The following is a 21143-nucleotide window of genomic DNA, read 5'->3' on the forward strand; positions in this document are numbered from 1 at the left end:
TTCACAGCTCGATCTCGACCGGCCCGGCCGCCACCGACACGCAGGGCTGGATCATCTCCCCTGCGTCTCCGTGCACCTGGCCGGTCCGTACGTCACGTACCTGACCGGAGCGAAGGCGCGCGACGCATCCGTAGCAGATGCCCATGCGACAGCCGCTCGGCATGAGCACCCCCGCGTTCTCGCCGACGGCCAGCAACGGCGTCTCGCCGTCGGCCTCGGCTTCTCGGCCGCTCCTGGTGAAGCGGACGTGTCCCCCCGAACCCGCTGCCGCTGCCGGCACCAGACTGAAGCGCTCGACATGGAGGCCGTCCGCGGGCCCGGTCCAGTACGCCGTGATGTCGTCGAGCATCGCCGGTGGCCCGCACGCCCAGACGGACCGCTCGGTCCAGTCCGGGCAGAGTCGGGCCAGCTCTGCGGGCCGCAGCCGTCCCTGAGAGCGCGTGTGCCGTTCGCGCAGTCGTAGCCGCGGACACCGTTCGGCCAGGCTCCGGAGCCGCCCGCCGAAGATGACGTCGCCGGGTGCCGGCGCCGAATGGACCAGCACGACGTCCGGCCCCGTCACGGCCGGAACACCGTCCAGGAGGCTGTCCAGCATGGCCATCACGGGGGTGATTCCGCTCCCGGCGGTCACGAACAGCAGGCGAGGGGGCGGTGGCTCCGGGAGGACGAACGTCCCATCGGGCCGGCCCAGCCTGAGCACCGCCCCGGGCGCCGTGCTCCGCACGAGGTGGTCGGAGACGAGTCCGCCGCGCACGGCCTTGACCGTGACGGTGACGCAACCACCGGACCTACCCGGGGCCGACGACAGGGAGAAGGTGCGCCAGTGTCGCCGCCCGCCGATATCGACGCCGATCCGCACCCACTGACCGGGACGGTGAGTGACCCAGCCTCGCCCCGGGAGGATCACCAGGGTCACCACATCGGCCGTTTCCGCACGAACCGCCTCGACCCGGCCGCACAACTCCCCTTCCGCCCAGAGGGGATTGATCAACGCGAGGTAGTCCTCGGGAAGCAGCGGTGACGTCAGCCAGTGCGCGGCTGTCGCCAGCCGGCACAGGAGAGTCGCAGGGGACGCGGACGCGCGTGTAAGGATCACGGAGCCTTCCCGAGGCAGTCGAGGATCCAGTCGACGGACGGGCCATCCGTGCGGACATGTACCCGGTGCCCGCCTCCGGCACCCGCAGGCCGGAGCCACGAGGGGCACAGCAAGCGACCCAGGACCGGTAACGGAGTGGTAGGCGGCAGGCCCGTGACAGCACGGCTACGGGAAGAGGTGGCCCGCAGAAGCGGCGACGCGCATGCTACGCGGGGGGCTCTGCGGGGATACCCACGTGGACCCGGTCAATCCTTCGATGAGGAGCAGCGTATGACCACGGACGCTCCCACCGGGCTGCTCCACTTGCTGAGTGTTGGCAAGGAAAAGGAACTGATTCTCCGCGTGCACGGCACGATGCCCGCAGCCGAGAGACTCGTCAGCTGGATGGAGCAGGGCGCCGTCGTGTCCCTTCAGGTCTCTCATGAGGGAGAGCCGGGCACATTCACCTACGTGGTCAACTTCAGGCACGTGGTGGCAGCCCGCTTCGCTCCCTACGCGAGGACACGGATCAGCAGCTTCTGAACCCTCGCGTAGGGCACCTGTGCGGCTACGACGACGCTTCCTTCGTCTTCCGGGCCCACCCCGGCTGGGCTCGTTCGCGGCCCCGCCTCTCCTATGGCGGGGCTTGCCGCCTGCGTCGTGGGTCCGGGCCTTCGGCTACGTCAGCATCGGTATGGTGCGGTCCAGGCCGGTTACATGCAGCAACCGATACATGTACGGGCGGGCTGCGGTCAGGGAGAGAGTGATCCCCATCGTCTTGGCGCGGCGCTGGATGCCGACCAGGACTCCCAACCCGCAGGCGTCGCATGCCGCCACACCCGAAAGGTCGAGAATGAGCAGGCTTCTGCTGTAACGCAGGACGTCGAGCAGATCCTCGCGCAGGCCGGGACTAGTGACAATGTCGATTTCACCGGACAGCCGGATGGTCGTCGGGGCCGACCGGTCGGCTCTGCCAAGTGGCGCGGGGTCGCGGATGGAGACGGAATGCTCCGGCTGGCTACGAGACGGGGCCTCTGGCGGCAGGCTTGGCAGGTGGGCGTCCGATCGGCGGTGTCGGCACCCGTGGAGCAGGTCCGCCGGCAGCGTAGTGATGTGCACCCCCTCGTTCTCCCCGTCCGCATCCCGTGTACCGATGGCGTGGTGGGCTGCGGTGGTGAGGAGGTCGACCGGGAGCGGGCCGAACCTGCCCTGACTGGCGAGCATGAGCGCCGCCCCCGCAGGACCGTCCGCGGTGTATGGCGGGACGACCAGCAGGATGACAGGCTCGGCGTCCGCGAATGTCAGGGTGACGAGGCGAGGATCGGCACTGTGGAACCAGCCCACTTTGACCTGGCGTCCGCCGGCCTCGACACGGTGGGGGATGCGGTCCCATGCGTCGACGTGCACGCCGACGCGCAGCGTCGTCAGGCCCAGTCGCTGGTCGACGGCGGCGATGAGACCCGGTAGTTCCACCGTGGCGTCACGGGAATGCGGCCACCACGCCCCGTCCACGGTGCCCCGCGGGCCAGGGACGGGAGCCAACCGTAGTCGAACCTCAGAGCCGATGACGGGGGCTGTGCCGGCTGGGGCGCTGGGCGGCGTGAAACGAGAGAGCAGCGTCGGTGTCATGATCGCCTGGCCTGTCTTGGTCCTCGAAAGAACCGCGTCCTGATATATCGCCGCGGGCGACGCCGACCTGAGTGCCAACGCACGAAAAATCCTCGGTTCCTAAACGCTACCTCCTGGTTTTCTGGAATGGCACCGTTCCGGAAGTAAAATGTCCCCTATTTTCAGAGACACGCAGGAGCGGGTGCGTGGGTCGGGGACCGTTGTCGCGTCCGGAATTCTATGTGGATTAGGCCACTCGCCGGAGCGGCCTCACTGGCGGGTGAGGTTCGTCGCCGGGCGCGACGTCGCATCCCTCACCCTTATCGGGCCGCCGCCGGAGGCGACTGGGCTCGCGATCTCTACCCTGCCCGCCGCTGTCCCGCCTGGACGGCGGACCCTGAACGAACTGGCCGAGACTGCCCGGCGCGCTGGCCGGCACCCCGCCTGCCTGTGACCGCTCATGGTTTCAGCGGCCAACGATTTTCAGGCTGAGTCTCAACCTCTCGTGTAGCCGTGACATCAGACGTTCGGTCCGAGGTCGATAAATCAGAACAGTTTCCAGTTTGGACGCCATTGCCCTTTACGCCCGTGGTGGTTCAGGGGGCGGCGATGGGCAATTGGAGGATGAAGCAGGCGCCGCCGAGCGGGGAGGGCTCGACCCAGACGGCTCCGTAGTGGGCTTTCGCTATATCCCGGGTGATGGTCAAGCCGAGGCCGGTGCCGGGGCCGCCCCGCTGGGAAATGGCTTTGAGCTGGTACATCCGGTCGAAGATGCGTTCCCTGTCCTTCTCCGGCACGCCGGGGCCATCGTCGGACACCGCCAGCCGGGCACTGCCGTCGCTGCGGCCGACGTGGACCTGCACCTGGTGGGTGGCGTGGTGCTGAGCGTTGTCCAGCAGATTGGTGATGATCTGGCAGATCCGCGTGCGCATGGCTGTGACCTCGACACCGGGAGTGCAGATGACTTCGATCGAGATGGGGTCGTTCCGGTCCGCGACCTCCTGCCTGACCAGTTCGCACAGGTCGATCCGTTCCCAGTCGGCTTGGGCGGCGCGGGAACGGGCGATCATAAGAAGTGCGGTAGCCAGCGCATCCAGTCGATCCACTCCACGTAGTACCGCCTCCAGCACGCGGGGGTAGTCGGCTTCGCCGGGACGAGTAGTCGCTTCTTCCACCGTGACGCGTATCCCGGCCAACGGGGAGCGGATCTCGTGGGCGATGTTGGAGGTGAACTCCCGCTCACGGTCCAGCATGTCCAAGCTCACGTTGATGTTGTCGACCAGCTGCGTCACCTCCTGCGGGCCATGCTGCCGAGCGATTTGGGCGCGTTCATCGCTGACGTTGATCTCGGCGAGGTCACCGGAGATAGAACGCACGCGTCGCAGCAGCCGGCGGACAAGCACCTGGCCCGCAACCGCGGCGGCCAGCACCATGGCGAGATTCCACCACCGTTTGTGAGAACTGGTGTCCCTCCCTGGACTTGCGCGCTCCAGCCGCTCGCTCAGAATTGATCTGCCCATCAGATACTCCCCACGAATCCCGCCGCGTAGGCTCCCTACCCTTCGATCAACCATTCACCACGATCGATTGCCGGCACAGCGGGTCAATACTCCGTCGACCTCGTCGCGTACGTCGAGCTCGGTGCGCGACCTGACCGGCGCCCGCACCGGAGGGCGGATCAACGCTCGGCGCTCGACGGATCGTCGTTCCTCTCTCTGGGAGGAAGGTGATGGCGATGCGTGAGAGCCATCCAGTGGTCTACAAACGGTGCGGGTGCACCGAACGGAGCGGGCGGTGGCCGCGGCACGCGGGCTTCGCCGGGGCGAACTGGCCGGCCTGCGCTGGGTGGATCTCAGCCTGGAGACGGCCGAACTCAACGTGGTCGAGCAGTTGGTGCACGTCGGCTGGAAGTTGGTCCTGTTCCCGCCGAAGAGCGCGGCCAGCAGGCGCACGGTCGCGCTGGATTCGGAGACGGTGCGGTTGCTACGCCGTCATGAACGCGACCGGCGGGCGGAGAAGATCCGTCGCGGGGAGGCCTGGGACGATAGGGAACACGTCTTCACTCGTCCGGATGGCGCTGCGGTGGCGCCGGACTACCTGAGCTACCGGTTCCATAGGCTGGTGCGCAGGAGCGGGCTGCCGCCGGTGCGGTTGCACGACCTGCGGCATGGTGCGGTCACGCTGGCGCTGGCCGCGCACGTGGATCTGCCGGTGGTTCAGGACCAAGTCGGCCACGCCGGCATCGTGTTGACCGCCGATACCTACACCTCGGTGCTGCCGGAGCTGCATCATCGGGCGGCCGGGGCGACGGCGCGGCTGGTGCTGTCGGCAGCGCGCGGGACCGCTCGGAAGGTGCTCAGGGGGCGATGCGGCTGGATGACCCATCCGTGTCCCAGGCCATGATCGAGTGATCTCCGGTTGAGGTGAACACCCAGTTCAGAGGTGGTGGGGCGCCAGGGACTCGAACCCTGAACCGACGGATTAAAAGCGCCCTTGGTCAATGCCGTCTACTGCCGGCGTGTGCCGTCTTCTGTCATTCCGTCCTCCATTGTCCCCCGTGGTCTGCCGCCCAATCACGCTGTGTGCCGCACCGTGTTCCGTACACACGAGCAACCACCGAGCAATCAGCCGTCCTTGACCACCCATGTTGTGGCACTCTGGTCTGCTCGCCACTGGCGCGCCCTGGTTACCAGGCATGCTCGGCGAACAGGAGCCCTGTCAATGACCACCCAGTACGAGGACGTGCGAGAGGCCGCTGCTGCACTCATGGAGGCGATTTTGGAAGAGCTCGCTTCGGTCGAGGTGGAGCCAGCCTTCGTTGAGTATGTCGGCAGGGACGGATGGCAGCGCCGCTTCCAGGAGACACTTGTCGTTGTCCGGCGCACCCGGTGGCGGCACCCTCTGGTGTTGGCGAGTTACGACTGGTGGGATCGCTTGCCGCAGATGAAGACGTTGCGCACGGTGCTAACCAGTCATAAGGAACTGCATGACAGGGTGGACACCCTGATCGGCTTCGACTTCTCGGCCAGCAGACGAGATCTGATTCAGATGCTGATCGCGGACCTTCTCACGCCGCTGGTGGAAGAGTCTCATCGGTATACCTTCGATCGGGCGGCGTTCGATTCCGTGTACGAGCGGGTCGAAGCTGGCCTACTCGCATCGACCGTCCGGCTGCTTCAGGTCGTGCCGCTACTCGGGTTCGACATGGCGCTGCACGCGCAGGTCGTTTTGGGCGACGGACTGGTCATTCGCTCGATGACCGATTTAGAATTATCAGCCGCCATCCAGACCGGACTACCGGATCAGGCGGCATCGAGCACGTTGAGCCGGACGGTGTCGAGGTTCTACCAGCACGCTGTGACCAAGGAGACCACCTACCCGATACGGGTGGGGGATGTGCCCGGCCCTGTCGTAGTGCCGCAGCCGATCGAGGATGATGCGTTACGGCTTCAGACAGCGTTGCGCCTGGTGTGTGGGGGCTCGGTAACCACTGGCCGCCCGTTTCAGATGCAGCACCCTGACGATTTCGGTGCCAACCCTGGGTACTCGGCTTCGTTGAGCTGGAGCCAATCGCCCGACCTGGAACGGCCGACCCTCCTGCTCAGTCCAGCTCAGATCGTATCGATCCGGCAGATCATGGCCATGCTGACCACACCGGTGATTGCCGCTAACCGGCCACTGCAGATGGCGATTCGCCGTTTGGTTTCAGCCGGATCTCGGGGCATACCCGAAGATCGCCTCGTCGATTTGGTGATCGCAGCGGAGGCTCTGTTCATTCATGGTCCAGGGCATGGTGCAACACAGCACAAGAAGGCAGTCATCGCGTCTGGTGCAGCATCGCTGCTCGCGGATGACCCAGAGCTCGGCGCACGTGGCGGCGAGATCTCTCGGTTCTTCCGCGGCGCGTATGAGCGCCGCAACCATGAAGTGCACGCGGACCCCAGACGGCCGGCGACCATTCGTCTTCTCGATGGCTCTCCCGCAGTGACCCTGCATGCCTTTGTGGAGGACCTCGAACGCGTGATGCGCCATGCCGTCACCTTGACCATCCAGGAGCACGCTTCCAGGTAACCGAGCCCGGTAGCGGGCTGACTTGTGACCCTGACATGAAACTTGAGCGCAGCCGGGCAAACTGCAGTGAGGCTCCGCCGACGCCGGGTTTGCTGAAATTGACCATGACCAAATGGACCGTCCGGTACCGTTCTGACCTGTGACGGGCTGCTAGTCGCCATCGTCAGTAACTAACGGCCCGCGCACCATCCGAAGGGCAACGACGGGGTCAGCCGAATCGTCGTTGTGCTCGTGTCCTCTTGAACCAGCGGATCGCTTGTGGTCGACATCCGACGGACATGGCGACGGGTCACAATCAAGGCGCACCGTAGAGCCAGCCACCAAAATTCACCGTTCCACATGCACGGTCAGCAGGAGGCATAACGTGACGGACTTCGCTCTTACGGCTGATATCCCGCTTGGCCCGTTCGAAGGTGCCCCGATCACGGCGTACAGCGCGAAGGGCAAGAACGCTCGGTTACATGCGACGGCGACCTGTCCGCAACTCCGCACGCGTGACGTGCTGATGTCCACGGTGCCTTTGAATGGCATAGCCATGGAGCGGATGTGCAACCGGTGTGCTGCGTGGGGCCGCTGGGCGAGGGCCGGAACGTCCCTTGGCATCTTCCTGGAACAGGTGGGTGGGCTCGGGCTGGTCTACGAATTGGCGAGCTACCGGTCAGATGACCCCGACGAGTTCTCGCGCGAACAGATCGCCGAGGCGGAAGCGCTCCTCCGGAATGCACAATCGAGTGACGAAGAGGAGGACCTACCAGAGGGTTATTGGGAGGCCCGGCAGCTTCGCGAGTCCATACTGCCTGATCAGCTGTGGCGCGCAGCTGACAGCCTTCGGCTGGCCTGGGGCGTGATCAGCCGCTATCCGTGGCTCGAGCAGTGGGCGCGCCCTGCGCTCGATGAGAAGACCGCGCATCTAGAAGATCTCCGATCTTCATTGGCACAGTTCATTGATCCGCGCGCGTTGCTCGAGTCTGCTGTCGCCTTCGTTGACCCTCTTCCTCCGCTGCCGACACCCCAGCCGGCGCTTCAGCCGCTTGGAAACGAACACCAGGTGCGGCAAGTCCTTGAGCGCCTTCGGCGCGACTGGCGTAGATCGGTAGTGCATGGCTGGACTGGCGTAGCTGAGTCCCAATACTCCGGCTATAGGGCTGTCTACGAGGCCCTTGGGAGGAAGCGCAAGGGAGCCGCCGAAGCGCGAACCGCGATCGACGACATGGTCCGCGCCTGGAGAGGCGCGGTACGGCAGTCCGCGGCTGAGGAACATGGATCTGCGACGGCGGACAGGCTCATCGTGGCGTCGATCCCGTTCCGTCAGCACGCTGAAGAGCCTGGGCACGAGCGGCCTTCGATCTGGCAATCGCTCTCGCCGTGGCAGCTCGGCGTGATCTGTCATCACGCGGTAGCGGTGGACTGGGCGCGTCGCCGGGTTCTCCTCCAGGTATCCCCGGTGATAGCGGAGCGCCTCCTCGCAGAAGATGAAGCCTTGGGCTGTGTCGAGGTGACCGACTCGGAACAGGACCACGCCAAGCTCCTCATCACCCCGGCCGACGCTATCGCGGTCAGGTCAGGTGTACTGCTCCCCGGCAGCCTGGATGACGGGCCGATTCATGAGCGCCGCCTGATTACATTGGCCGATATCGAGGCTTTACGGACTTCGCGTGGCGTGGGCAACGATCCGTATGTGGTGTTCTCGGCCATCAACGGAGTTGAAGCGCTGCCGCTCCACGTACTAGGAGATCGCTGCGCGCGCGGCTGGCAGGGGGTGCTCCTGGCGGGCCCGAATGACCTTCCCGCAGCGGTCATAGCCCCGTGGATGGAACAGGTCGCCGCAGCTCGACGCCAACCTCACCAAGCGCCGCTTCCTATGGCTCACCACTCGCTAGACGAGGAGGACTTCGCACAGGACCTATCGATCGCGGCCGGGGAGCGAGTGCTGGAACAGTCGTACGCTTTCGGGTTCCGGCCTGGCGACGACAATGCACGTCTAATATCACGGCACCTCGGCCTTCTCGCCATCGCCCGCGGTGTTCACGATTTACGGAGCCTGACCTACGAATACGGGGATGAGTTGCAGCCCATTCCGGCCGCGGTATGGAAGGCACTGCTCGCCTTCCGTCAACTCAATCTACGCCCTTTCCAGACCGGCCTGCCGCACGGCCGAGGCCCCAGCCTGGGATTGCCACTTGGAACGCTTAGCGACGCCCAGATTTACACTTCCAACGCCGACCCAAATTATGGCAAGGGACACGCGGCATCGTGCCGCCATATACGAGATGGGCGTATCGCACTGCACCCTAGCGATGCTTTGCTCACGGTCGTCGATCTGATCGAGAGGCAGTTCGATTGGTGTCGTCGATGCGGGGGGTATGCGGTGCGCCGCTTCAATACCCATCAGCTTGAGCACTACCGGGCGGCCCATCGACTTCAGGAGATCAGCGATGATGTGAGCTGGCTGACGACTCGAGGAAAAACGATCACTGGGGATGAACCGGCACAAGCGGTGGCGGGCTTCAGTGAAGAGCTCGCGCATTTGCACGACTGGAACCCCGATCCAACTTCAGACACCTACACGCAAGAATTCCATCTATGGCGTGAGGCGGTTCAGTCGGTGAGGGATGCCCTAGACCGTCTTCTGATCGCGGAATGTAATTCCGACTTCCCCTCGGCCCCCGATGGGAAGGTCCTCCCCTTCGCGTCCGCTCCCCGTCGTCCGTCACACGATAAATAACAACAGCAGAGAGACGAAGGCGGGGCAGTTCAGCGCCATTCCCCTCGCCTGGCGGCGTCGGAATCCACGGCTGGCCCGACTCGGACGCCACCGACCTCAACCTACCTCGGGGTCCTCACCGCGACCACGTAATCTCGAACCCGACGGCCGCCCACGATCAGGCGCACAGTCTGAGCACTTGGGCAGCCGCCCAAGTTGGATTCTGGGGCCAATACGCTCGTCGAGAGCCTCGCCAGAAATTACTCCCACGTCTCGAGAACGTCGCTTACCGAGGGAGCGTTCTTTGACAGCGTCGTCCGCCAGTCCAGGCGGCGGCGGTGCTGAAGGTGGCCGATGACGACTATGCGCGCCACGCCAAGTTCGGCGGCTGTCTGGTCGACCCAAGGCGCACTGATGCGGGCTGGGATGTTGGGGACGCCGTGCGGGAACACCAATCTCGTAGCCTCGCGATCCGCGTCCTTCTCCCGTTCTGTTTCGTTGCTTTGAGTGTCATCGAGCCCTTCGACGATGAGGTGTTCGGCGTCGACGTGCCCAAGTAGGATGTGCGCGATCTCATGAAACAGAGTGAATGGGTGTGCCCGCAGAGTTGGTGCGGACTTTCCGGTGGCCTGACTGGCTACCGATCGGTGAGCGGATCGACACCGACGCGCCGTGGACCGTCGAAGGCGGGCTCGCCCTCCTGGACAGTGCTGGAGGCGCCTTGCTAGACCGTCGCGGTTTCCTGATTCTCAGCAGCGGCACGGCGGTGTCCGTAGCCAACAACTGGCTGACCATCGAGCCTCCCCAACTCGTCTCCGCGCTGCGGGGCGGTCGAGTAGACGCCGGACTGGTGAGCTGCTTCGAGCAACGGCTACCTGCTCTACGCCGCATCGATCACACCCTGGGCGGCGGTCACGTCGGGACGGTGGTTGACTCCGAGTTAACGCTGGTGACCAATTTGCTCTCCAGCGGTTCGTACTCCGCGAGCACCGGCCGCCGGCTCTTCGCCGTCGCCGCCGAGCTGGGACGCATCGCCGGATGGGCGAGCTGCGACGCCGGGCTCCACGCCGCCGCCGAACGGTATTGGATCGCAGCTCTTCGGGCTGCTCACCTTGCGAAAGACCGGGGTATCGGGGCCAACATCCTCAAGTCCATGAGCTTGCAGCAGGCCGAGGCCCAGCGGCTGGACGAGGCATTGGCACTGGCACGGGCGGCCCGAGACGGTGCGAGACAGGCACCTGCGCGCGTGGTGGCGATGCTGACCATCCGGCAGGCGCGAGCGCACGCCTCACGAGGCGAAGCCAACGAGTGCGAGAAGCTGCTCGTCGCGGCCGAGGAAGCGATGTCCCGCGCGGACGATGAGCCCGCGCCTTCCTGGGCCGCCTACTTCGACGAGGCCGAGTACTGCGCCCAGGTCGCCGCGTGCTACTTGCTGATGCGTCGTTACAAGGCCACGGACCGCTGGCTGGGCCAGACTCTCGCGCTGCAGCCGGATGAGCGCAGCCGGGACCGGGCGACCTATTTCATCTGGAGGGCCGATAGCGTTCTCAACCTCGGGGAGGTGGAGCATGCGTGCGCACTGCTCGGCGAGGCCATACCTGACATCGCATCCGCCCGTTCCGCGCGTAATCGCAAGAGGCTGCTTGAGGTTCACGACAAGCTCAGCAAGCACCGTCGCCTCCCCGCGGTACAGGAACTACAGGAACGGTTGAAACCCTTGATCACATCAGCGGCATGAGTGAAGACATTCAGCGCGTCGCCGTAGTCACCGGCGGCAACAGGGGGCTTGGCCGCGCTATCGCTTCCGCCCTGGCCGAACACGGCCTTCACGTTGTGCTCACAGCCCGCAGCGAGCAGGCCGCCGAGCAGGCGGCGGAGGAACTGGCTGGGCAAGGACTCTCTGTTTCCGCCCATCAGCTCGACGTGACGGATCCGGCGAGTGTTGTTCGCGCAATGGCCGACACCGGCTACACGTACGGCAGGCTGGATGTGCTGGTGAACAACGCCGCTGTCGCCATCGATCGTGAGCGGCCTGCCACCAGCGCGGATATGGAGAGAGTCCGCGCCACCCTCGATGTGAACCTCATGGGTGCGTGGCGGTGCTGTACGGCCGCCATTCCGGAGATGAAGAACAACGCATACGGCCGGATTGTCAACGTGACGACGCACATGAGTCAGCTTTCTCGCATGAGCACCGGGAGCGCCGCTTATCGCGTCTCGAAGGCCGGCGTCAACGCGCTGACGTGCATCCTGGCCGCCGAACTACGCGAATCCAACATCCTGGTTAATTCGGCATCGCCAGGGAAGGTGTCCACTCGCCTCGCGTACGGGAAAGCCGACCAAACTCCCGAAGCGGCGGTTGACGCTTTCGTCTGGCTCGCCACGTTGCCGAATGATGGCCCCACTGGTGGCTTGTTCTATCGACGGCAACAGTTGGACTGGTAGCCCGTGACTCGAGCCGTGCAGAGCGTGGAAATACCGCGAACTAAGAGTCGCGAGACAACAAGAAGACTACGCGAATTCCCTTCCAGTGCAAGGCGGGATCCGTTTGTCTATCATCTGTGAACAACGCGTTCCTCTGGCCGCAAGGCCCTGATCCCCGAAGGCGATTCCTCATCGGCCATCAGCGGCTCCCTTTCGAGAGCGGCGTGGCAGAGGCTAGGGATTTATCACAGCCCACACCCAGCCTTTGTGATGGGGTCGGCGAAAATCGCAGGAATGAGCCTGTACGCGCGGCTGAGCGGCTCCAGGCAGCGTTGCTGAAACGCGGTCTGGAGACGGATACGCATGTGCTCACTTCGAGCCAGGCGGCGATCTCGGTAGCACCCGGCCTGCTTGTGCGCACGGACGGAAGGTATCTCTGGTGGGTGGTTTGGGGGCCGGATGGGACCCGGCGGAGCACGCCGCGCTTGGCTGTCTACATGACGCCGGAGTTGGCGGCTGAGCGGCTCTCGCAGCACCCAGCGGTGGTAGAGCGCCTTCGATCCGACAGCGGAAGTGCGACGCATGGAGCAGCGTAGGGGTCCGGCAGGGAAGCCGGCGTCCCGGCTACGGGAGGAGTTGGGCCACGCGGGGATCTCGGCAACGGTCAGTTTGGGGTTCGGGCTGGCGCTGGTGATGGCCGACCAGGTGAACGTGTGGGTGGAGTTCGGCCCGCAGGGATGGGGCTTCCGCTGGTGGACTGGCCGGGTCTCGGACCGGGGTCTGTGGGACTACACCTTCTGCCCTGCTTCAGCAGTAGAGAGGGTCGTCCGACTGATCGGGGCTCGTGTCCGTGAGGTGCGTCGGAAGACGGTTTCGGTGCGAGAGCTGGGCCGCTTGCAGCTGGCGGCCCAGCTGGCGGATGCGGCGCCCATGGTGTCAGGGGTCAGGTCGGCCCTGCAGGCAAGCGAGGACGCATTGTTCGGCAGCGAGAGGTGTACGTCATGACGGTGCCGGGTCCGCTCGGGGTGGGCGTGTACGACGGCTTGGAGGTGGAGTATCAGACGCGCGGCGCGCTGGTGTACGTGCGTGATCCCCGCGACGCCTCTCATGGATACGTGCGGGTGAGCCTGGCGCGGTGGTCCCGTTTCGTGGGGGCGGTCAAGGCCCGCCAGTTCGTCCCGCAGCAGGAGGGCGACGTCGTCACGGTCACGATTGGGGACCTGTGGAACGCCGGAATCGTCACCGCGTCCGCCTTCCTGGTGACCAGCGCGCACACCTGGGAGATCTTCTGCAGGGCGGTCAGGGCCGGTGCGTTTGACGCGATCGACGCCACCTCGGCGGCTGGGCAGGGCGAGTACCCCTCGGATTCGGCCGGTCTCGCCAGCGGGTGACCGGTCCGTTGTGAGCTGTGCGGCGGGGCAGTGAGATGCCGGGACTGGCAGGCGTCGCCTTGTTCATCCTGCTTCGCCGCGCGTACGACAGGTGCGGGGGGATCGGCCACAGCCCCGCACCTCTGGCCTGCTCCGTCTCCGGGTCAATGCGCCTGACCATCTGGCCTGATCAGTATTCCTGGGGGTGCTGCCTCCGCGCATGACTCGGTCGCTCCCGCACCCAGCCGCTTCCGGGAGTCGCCTACAGGTCAGGGACGCGACGGTCAGGCATCGGAGGCGGGGGCGGAAACGGCCAGCGTTGATCTCGCGAATAGAATATAGCGGACAAAGGGAAGGGTAAGCCAATTGGCTTGCGCCAATTCTCCCCATCGCTGGTCGTGCCGGGTTGATGGGAACGCAGTCCCTTCGGTTCCTCACTAGTCGCAGTCGATCGCGAGACTGTTGGGTAACATGAGAAAGATGTGTGGATTGTGTGATTTGATAATCGTTGGGTGTGTGACTGAAAAGCGATGTGTCATTAGAAATTCTTGATCGTCCGCAGTTCTTGAAGGTCATCTCTGCAGGGTAGATCGCCGGTGAGCGTCACATATGGCGAAGCCCGTTTTTCGGGGGTGACGAGTGGTCCTATGGAAAGTTACTTCGTCCGAGGGGAAAGCTGAGCGCCTGTCGCTGGCAATCGGGGTCGGCGTCGCTGGCTGGACTGCGATACTGGGCTGCTTGGCCGGGGCGGCTGTGCCATCTTCCCGGGAACCGTGGTGCAATGCGACGATATCCGCGGAGGCGCAGAGGTACTACGACGCTGACAAGTGGTGCGCTCTGATCAAAGAGGAACTCGCGAAAGGGCGTGTCCCTGACTACTGGGGCCTGCTGGAGAAGGCGAGGCGCCGACCGATAGCCGAAACCTCAAATGCGCCTGGGCAGAGATCTGATGTGGAGGCGACGGAGCCGAAGCGACAGAACGCCAAGGGGGCGCGCGGCCCAAGGGATACTCGGCCCAGAACACGTCCCAATCCGCAGCCCCGCCACAATCTGCAGGGGCATGTCCGTCATTCGCTTACCGCTACGAAACCTGCTACGACCAAGGCCGCCGAGCCGAGAAAGAAGCAGGAACGTGAATTCCTGCGGCCGTCCTCTCCTGCTCGGGGCCGACGTCAGGGAACGTCCACCTCGTCGCCGACTCCCGCGCCGTCCACGCCCTACACGCAGCCTGAGCTTTCGTCTGGAGGAGCCACTTCCGTGGGGCGGCCCTCGGGGTTGACGGTTCACCTGGATAGGACCAGTGGAACAAGCGTCGCTGCCGGGTGGGCTCACGCCGCTTCCGCCGTGTTGTTCGGCGTCTTCGTGATGGCGGTCAGCGCGGTCCTCATCCAGAGGTCCCGCGCCCTGACCGGAGGCGCTGTCGCGGGGGTGCCCGGAGCGTCGCTTCCGGTTCCGGTGATTCCCGACACCGATCCCATGCGTGAGTGCAGGGCATCTGCCGAGCCGTCGGAACCTTCGGTTACGCCGCGGCAATCTGCTGAAGGGGCGGCTGGACGCGCTGACATGACGCTTGAGGCCGACCTTGGAGAGGTGGGGGAGACCTCAGTCACCGAGGTTGTCTCGCCTAAGGCGGCCACCTCCCCGGGGCTGCAGCTCAGGGTTCCGCCGTCTGCTCTTGTCTCCGGACGGCTGTTTGGAAGGACCCGGGTGCAGGCAGCGGACCGGGAGGTCGGCTTCACCCGAGCGGAAGGTCGGGACCTGTTCGCGCTGCTGGCCACGTCGAAGGACGGCGTGCGACAGGATCTCGTTATCGAACATCTGTGGCCTGGGCAGGGAGAGCACGGGTCGCAGCACCTGGAGACCGGGGTCCGTGACATCAACGCGGCGATGCGTAGCGCGACCGGGCTGTCTACCGGCGTGAGGTTCGTGATCAAGACCGGGCAGTGCCGGCACCTTGCCTCGGCCTTCTTCGACATCGACCTATGGCGGTTCGAGCAGGCGCATCTGGTGGCGAACACGGCGCCGGGGGAGGACACCCGGGTGCAGGCGCTCAGGCAGATGGTCGCCATCCATGAGGGGCCGCTGCTCGCTGAGCGAGATGATCTGTGGTGCCTGCCGCTTCGGCAGGCCGCGGCCCGGAAGGCGACGAACGCGGTGATGAGGCTGGCCGAGCTGGAGCACAAGACCGACCCGGATCACGCGCTGGATCTGCTGACTCTCGCCGTGGACCGGATCGATCCCTACAGCGAGGTCCTGTGGTGCCGGATCATGACCATCCATGGTGAGCTGGGACGGCTGCCGGCCGTACGCGCGGCCTTCCAGCAGTTCACCGAGCGGCTGCGGGAGGTCGATGCTGAGCCGAGCCGTCAGGCGAGGCAGATCTACCGCGGGCTCGCCGGGTAGCGGCGCGTGACGAGGCGAGGCCCTGGACGGACGCTGGGCCAGGACCTCTCCTCGCGTGGCCAGAGACCGATGCCGGGATGGACCGGGACAGCCCGTCCCAGTCCTGCCGGGGCTCGTTTCCAGAAGCGGATCGAGGTCATGGGCGGAGGAGTTCTCGATCTTCTCGGCTGTAGGTGGCCTGCGTCTCTGGGCTGAGGAGCTGGGTGGGACGGGTGTCGTAAATCTGCGCGAGGAGTCGCACCACACGCGCTGGTGGACGGCGACCGGACTCGGGCCAGCTCTCGTATTCGTACAGCCTGCTCTCGCGTAGCGGAGCCGCCCCCGTGCCCTCAAGGGCGTTGAAAGCAGCCAGGGCCTGGGCGGCGGTGAGACCGGCGGCGTAGCGGTAGAGGCGTAGCGGTGCGACGTCGTGGTCGAGGGACAGTACGACGGCGATCTGGTCGACAGAGAAGCCGTGGCCGCGCAGGTGGAAGCCGCGGCGGCGGCACTCGAGCAGGGTTTGGTAGCCCTTCCCAGACATGATCACTCCCCCTCTGGTGATGTTCGCTGGCCGATCGGGCGGACCGTAGGGCGCCTTCCGGCGAGCTCTCCAGTCGATGTGGGTGATCCATCCGTCGGGACGCGACCCGCCCAGCGCTATGGCGGTGTGTTGGCACAGGTCAACGCCTATTTCGGCGTGGCGGGTGACGGGATGGCTGTGGGGGTTCAATTCGGGCGCGGAGTCGGTTCATGGTGTGGGCCCCATCCCGGGGGACGGCCGGGACGACATGGAGGTGCCCTGACGATGACCGGACGCGAGAACGCGGACGCGATTGTGCTGGATGACGGCGGACGGGACGGATTCCCCGGCCTGCCGCCCGGCCCTGCGCTGGTTCGCCGGTGGTGGAGCGGGCTCGGCGGGCCGATGCTGTGGCGCAGGAATTTCCCCGGGCGGGAGGATCAGGTCACGGCTGCCCGGAAGATGGTGCGCCTGCTGCTGGAGGACACCGCGCGGGCCAGCGATGCCGAGTGGATCACGGCAGAGCTGGCCGCCAACGCCCTGTTGCACTCGCGCTCGGGTCTGGGGGGTGGGTTCTTCCTGGTGGAGGTGCTGCGCGGCCTGCACATGGCTCGTATCACCGTCTATGACCTCGGCGGCGGAGGAACCCCTGCCGTTCAAGCGCGGAGGCCGGGGCAGGACATCGGCGAGCACGGGCATGGCCTGCGCGGAGTACGGCAGCTCGCCGCACGAGCCGGGGTACGAGGAGATGCGACCACCGGGCACGCGGTCTGGGCGCAACTCGCCTTGAACTGCGGTGCGAGCGCGCGGACCGCATGATGGCTTGGAGCACGCGGACTCAGCGGCCGGGTTCGGGCCCAGGACCAGTGCCGGATGGTGAGGAGGTAATTCGTCGCGAGCTGCAGGAGTTGCGGAAGGAGTTCCCGAACTGGGGCTTCCTCGTTCTCCACAAGATGTGGGTCGCAGTCCGTGGGAAGTCCATCATGGTCACCGCCGACACCCCCACGGGGCTGCGGGCCGGATTGCCGCCTGCGCCCGCTGATCCCCCCGTCGTGCCCGCGCTGGCCACGACGTGGCCTATGACGGCCGACGACGTCCTGCCTGGGGCGATGACATGCTCGCCCACGATCGCGGGCGTGTGGCCCTATACAGCGGTTCCACCAGTGACGACGCGGCGGGCCCGGCAGCCCGGCCGCCGTCGCCGTGGCCGGGCGGGTGCTTGACGTCTGGGGTGAAGGTGGGCGTCGATGTCATAGAGCGATCGCAGTGTGCTGTAGCGGCATCTTCGATGGTGCCGCTGGGGCCAGGGCACGGCGGAGACCGAACCCCGCTGCCTCGGCCCTCCAGGCGCGGAAATCCCTGACGACCGTTCCGTGCGCGAGGCCGCCAAGGTGCTCGAGCTTCGCGTTCTGGTGGTGGCCGGACGAGAGGCTGTCCGGGACACCAACGGATTTCGCTACGCGGGCTGTCTCATCCCTGCGGTGTTCGCTGGTGCGTCCCATGTTGCCGCTGGCGTTGCGTTCGCTGTAGCCGCTTGGACCGCATCGACGCCGAGCCGGTGTTCGCACCGGTGAACCCGGTCCGGGGCGATGCGTTGCGCCGCCAGACTCGCCCTACGGGCGACAAACCAATACGTGCGGCGCCGTACGGATGCGGGTCGTCTCAATCCGCGGTGGTTCCCGCCGTACGTAGCTTTCCCTCCGTACCGAGTCGGCCTTGGTCCGGCCGCCGGCCGGACCGCCGGCCGAGACCCATGGGCGATGCCCCGCCAACTCGCCCGGTCTGCGCGCTTGTAGCCGCCTGCTCGGCCTGCGACCGGTCTTCTCCGCTGGGGACGGCGTGATCACCCTGGATGCAATGCGGTATGGCCTCCGCACGTGCCCGCAAGGGACCTACGGGACCTGGGCCGGTGCCCGGGGCGGCGCGGGCGGCCCCAGCGAGCTCAGCGATCCTTGCGACGTGCGGCTTGCCCTCGTCGGCGAGCCACCGCATGCGCTGCAGTCCCTCGTAGATGATCACCTTTCGCAGGCGGTCGTCATCGCCCGCTTCGGCATGCGTGACCAGGACATCGTCACGGCTCCACATCAGCGCCCATCCGTGGCCGTAGATGTGCAGCCTGCGTACGTGCGCCGTGTCCACTTGATCGCGGCCGGTTCCATGCGTGCGCCCCCTTTCGGTCCCTGTCGCACCGCCGAATACGCCCGGCGGCTATTTCGTGGTGCGAATCTATGGACACTCGACGGGGCCGGTCCAGTCAAGTCGATTCGGCAGCTGATTCATGACTCTTTCGGTCTCGGCTGAAAGATTAGGTAGTGCATCCATAGCCTTCGGTGAATTCGCCTCAACGGGACTACCTAAGTGCATCCGGCCTGGAAGCCGCACCTCGGAAAGATGGATACCAGCAGGTGGGGGAGATTCTTGTTAGGCGAGCCTCTCCGAAATGGGGCGGCTGAAAAATGTTCCGCGACATGCTTGCAACGCGCGCCGATGCGAGCGATGGTCGAGCTCCACGAAATCCATACCGGCCAAACAGCGGGCCGGTATGTGGCTGGAAAGGAGCCTTACCAATGGTCGCTATCACCGTCACGGAAAACGCGTACGACATTGACGCGAACGCGATTTCTACCGTCCCGGACGACAACGCCCCGGCCACCCCTCACACCGGCACCGCGCTGAACACCCGTGAGGAGGCCGTATGGGCCGCGCTGGCGGCCAGCCCCGGTACGTCGGTCGCCATGATCGCGGCTGCGGCCGGAATCAGCCGGGTGACGGTGGGAAAGATCCTTAATCAGTTCGAGGCCGAGGGGCGTACGACGCGAGTTCCCGGCGGGCACGACGGCCGGGGCCGCACCCCTGACCTCTGGTACCCCGCCGATGGCACGGTCGTCTCGGACGGGGACGCCCCGGAGGAGGCTCCTGACTCGCCCGGCTCGGATGACCCGGCCGACCCGGACGTCCCCGCCGTGAGCGACGTAGACGACGAGGGCAGTGCGGACGAGGAGGAGGCCACCGATGCAGCGGTGCCCGCAATGGATGGCCACCTCGATCAGGCCGACCCGGAGGGCGCGGTCCCGGCCGACGTAGCCGGTGACACCCCCGGCCTGGACAGCGGCGGCTCGGATGACGCCCCGGACGAGGCCACTGACTCGCCCGCTGAGGTGCCGGACTCGGACGACACGACCGACTCGGACACGACCGACTCGGACACGGCCGACACGGATGCGGACGTTCCGGCCGACGATTCCGAGGATGCGGCCGAGGCCGAGGACCCTGCCTGGGCATGGGCGCGGACGGCCCTGCTGGAGCTGGCCGACCTGATCACCGGAGCAGTCAGGGCGCTCGACGATGAAGGGGACGCGGTCACGGCGTTGGGCCGGTTGGAGATGGCCGTGGCCAAGGCCCCGCAGGCGCACCGGGACGCCCGCGCCGTGCTGACCGGCACCAGTCCCTCCGGCCGGGGAACGGGCGGACGTGGGAACACCGGCGGCGGTACGGGCGCGGGTGGGGCTCGTCCCGGTCACCTGCGAGACCGAGTGCTGTCTCACCTGCTCGACCATTCGGGGAAGGACTTCACCCCGTACGAGATCGGCCGGGTATTGGAGAGCTCGTCCGGTGCGGTCGCCAACGCCCTGGACCGCCTGGTCGGCCTCGGGCAGGCCGAGCTGACCTGCGAGCGTCCCCGCCGCTACGCCCTCGCCGTCAACCCCGCCCCCGGCGACTGACGGCGGCCCGTGGGATGGGCCGTCCCCGAGGCGGCCCACCCCACACAGCACAGCCCCGGGTACCTGAGTCGGCGCGCCGTATGCCCCTCGCATCGCCGCAATCCGGCGGCGGTCCCGCGTCGGCGCAGCATCCATGGCCGAGCGTTCCAACCGCCGTGCCCACCCGGGCACACCGCCCGCTCTCCCCGTTCCCTGATCGCCCACCCCACCCACTCGTCTGTTTGTTCGGTTTCACCCATCGCCAAGGAGGCACTGTCATGGCCCACGAGATCGAGATCTTCGCCGACGGCTCCGCCGGATTCGCCGCCGCGACCAGGCCCGGCTGGCACCGGCTCGGCTACACCGCACCCGGCCCGATGACGGCCGAGGAGCTCCTGACCCGCTCCCAGCTCGCCGCCTGGAACGTCCGCAAGGTGCCGGTCGGCACGGTCACCGATCCGGACACCGGGCGGCCCGTGACCGCAGAGGAGGACTTCCTGGTCGTCCGTACCAACCCGGTGACGGGCGAGCCGGAACGGCTCGGCATGGTCGGAAAGGACTACAAGATCGTCCAAAACGAGGAGGTCGCCGAGTTCCTGCAGACCCTGGTCGACGAATCAGGGGCGATCTTCGACACGGGCGGCTCACTGAACGGCGGACGGCGCGTGTTCGTCACGATGCGCCTGCCCGAGCCGCTGATGGTCGGCGGCTTCGACCGGGTCGACCTGTATCTGGCGGCGTTCTCCCGGCACGACGGCTGGGGCGCGTTCACCACGGTCGCCACCCCTGTCCGGGTGGTGTGCGCGAACACCGAACGCGCCGCGCTGCGGAACCACGCCTCGATGTTCAAAGTCCGCCACACGGGCCATATCGCGGGCCGAATCGCCGAGGCACGTGAGGCGCTGAAACTGACGTGGCGGCACGGCGAGGCGTTTGCCGCCGAGGCCGAAAAGCTGCTCGCCACGCCGATGGACCTGAAGGAGTTCCGGCAGTTCGCCACCGCCCTTCACCCGGTACCCACCGACGCGAAACCCGTTACCCGCCGCAACTACGAGCTGGCGATGCGCCAGCTGGAGCTGTTGTTCACCGACGCGCCGACGAACGAGTCGATCAGGGGAACCCGCTGGGCGGCCTACAACGCGGTGACCGAGCGCCTGGATCATCGCAGCCCGGTCATCGGCCGCCGCGAGGCCGACATCGTGCGGGCCGAGCGTGCGCTGCTGGACGACCACGCCCACTCGAAGATCAAGACGCGGGCGTTCCAGTTGCTCGCCGCCTGACCGGGCGC

General features: G+C 66.3%; 16 protein-coding genes. 12 read left to right on the top strand and 4 right to left on the bottom strand.

Annotated elements, in window-relative coordinates; all coding sequences use genetic code 11:
* Position 1 precedes the first annotated feature (1 nt).
* Positions 2-1096 carry a ferredoxin reductase gene (locus F5972_RS24845; protein ID WP_225311830.1) on the bottom strand — a complete coding sequence of 365 codons (1095 nt, stop codon included), beginning with the start codon at positions 1094-1096 and terminating at the stop codon, positions 2-4.
* Positions 1097-1366: 270 nt separating this feature from the next.
* Between F5972_RS24845 and F5972_RS24850 the strand changes: the two genes are divergently transcribed.
* Positions 1367-1618, top strand: a complete 252-nt coding sequence (locus F5972_RS24850; protein ID WP_138461629.1) for a hypothetical protein — start codon at positions 1367-1369, stop codon at positions 1616-1618.
* A 135-nt stretch (positions 1619-1753) separates the two neighbouring features.
* On the opposite strand, the gene F5972_RS38360 is transcribed toward F5972_RS24850, so the two are convergent.
* Together F5972_RS38360 and F5972_RS24860 are read right to left on the bottom strand one after the other, a co-directional pair.
* Entirely contained in the window at positions 1754-2704 is a 951-nt protein-coding gene (locus F5972_RS38360; protein WP_225311832.1) for an STAS domain-containing protein, read from the bottom strand.
* A 575-nt stretch (positions 2705-3279) separates the two neighbouring features.
* Entirely contained in the window at positions 3280-4116 is an 837-nt protein-coding gene (locus tag F5972_RS24860; protein ID WP_167521535.1) for a sensor histidine kinase, read from the bottom strand.
* 361 nt (positions 4117-4477) lie between these two features.
* Between F5972_RS24860 and F5972_RS24865 the strand changes: the two genes are divergently transcribed.
* The 8 genes from F5972_RS24865 to F5972_RS24900 all read left to right on the top strand — a co-directional run bounded on the left by F5972_RS24865 (position 4478) and on the right by F5972_RS24900 (position 15655).
* Positions 4478-5086 carry a site-specific integrase gene (locus F5972_RS24865; RefSeq protein WP_225311833.1) on the top strand — a complete coding sequence of 203 codons (609 nt, stop codon included), beginning with the start codon at positions 4478-4480 and terminating at the stop codon, positions 5084-5086.
* A gap of 318 nt (positions 5087-5404) precedes the next feature.
* Complete coding sequence (locus tag F5972_RS24870) at positions 5405-6754, top strand: hypothetical protein (protein WP_150936441.1); 1350 nt, start codon at positions 5405-5407, stop codon at positions 6752-6754.
* A 364-nt stretch (positions 6755-7118) separates the two neighbouring features.
* Positions 7119-9479 carry a hypothetical protein gene (locus F5972_RS24875; protein WP_150936443.1) on the top strand — a complete coding sequence of 787 codons (2361 nt, stop codon included), beginning with the start codon at positions 7119-7121 and terminating at the stop codon, positions 9477-9479.
* 317 nt (positions 9480-9796) lie between these two features.
* Positions 9797-10018 (top strand): hypothetical protein, encoded by a 222-nt coding sequence (locus F5972_RS24880; RefSeq protein WP_150936445.1) that lies wholly within the window; start codon positions 9797-9799, stop codon positions 10016-10018.
* Positions 10019-10047: 29 nt separating this feature from the next.
* Entirely contained in the window at positions 10048-11196 is a 1149-nt protein-coding gene (locus tag F5972_RS24885) for a hypothetical protein (RefSeq protein WP_225311835.1), read from the top strand.
* On the top strand, positions 11193-11903 hold the full coding sequence (locus F5972_RS24890) for an SDR family NAD(P)-dependent oxidoreductase (protein WP_150936447.1): 711 nt from the start codon (positions 11193-11195) through the stop codon (positions 11901-11903). The genes F5972_RS24885 and F5972_RS24890 overlap by 4 nt, the downstream gene beginning before the upstream one ends.
* A gap of 980 nt (positions 11904-12883) precedes the next feature.
* Entirely contained in the window at positions 12884-13273 is a 390-nt protein-coding gene (locus F5972_RS24895; RefSeq protein ID WP_150936450.1) for a DUF397 domain-containing protein, read from the top strand.
* Between the two features lie 1686 nt (positions 13274-14959).
* Entirely contained in the window at positions 14960-15655 is a 696-nt protein-coding gene (locus tag F5972_RS24900; protein WP_191910304.1) for an AfsR/SARP family transcriptional regulator, read from the top strand.
* A gap of 136 nt (positions 15656-15791) precedes the next feature.
* Here F5972_RS24900 and F5972_RS24905 read toward each other — a convergent pair whose 3' ends face one another.
* Entirely contained in the window at positions 15792-16175 is a 384-nt protein-coding gene (locus F5972_RS24905; RefSeq protein ID WP_150936453.1) for a hypothetical protein, read from the bottom strand.
* 264 nt (positions 16176-16439) lie between these two features.
* Here F5972_RS24905 and F5972_RS24910 point away from each other — a divergent pair, with 264 nt between their 5' ends.
* The 3 genes from F5972_RS24910 to F5972_RS24920 all read left to right on the top strand — a co-directional run bounded on the left by F5972_RS24910 (position 16440) and on the right by F5972_RS24920 (position 21135).
* On the top strand, positions 16440-16973 hold the full coding sequence (locus tag F5972_RS24910; RefSeq protein ID WP_150936455.1) for an ATP-binding protein: 534 nt from the start codon (positions 16440-16442) through the stop codon (positions 16971-16973).
* A 1748-nt stretch (positions 16974-18721) separates the two neighbouring features.
* On the top strand, positions 18722-19876 hold the full coding sequence (locus F5972_RS24915) for a MarR family transcriptional regulator (RefSeq protein WP_150936457.1): 1155 nt from the start codon (positions 18722-18724) through the stop codon (positions 19874-19876).
* Between the two features lie 257 nt (positions 19877-20133).
* On the top strand, positions 20134-21135 hold the full coding sequence (locus tag F5972_RS24920) for a DUF932 domain-containing protein (protein WP_191910305.1): 1002 nt from the start codon (positions 20134-20136) through the stop codon (positions 21133-21135).
* Positions 21136-21143: the final 8 nt, after the last annotated feature.

The organism is Microbispora cellulosiformans, from assembly GCF_008728085.1.
Classification (GTDB): Bacteria; Actinomycetota; Actinomycetes; order Streptosporangiales; family Streptosporangiaceae; genus Microbispora; species Microbispora amethystogenes.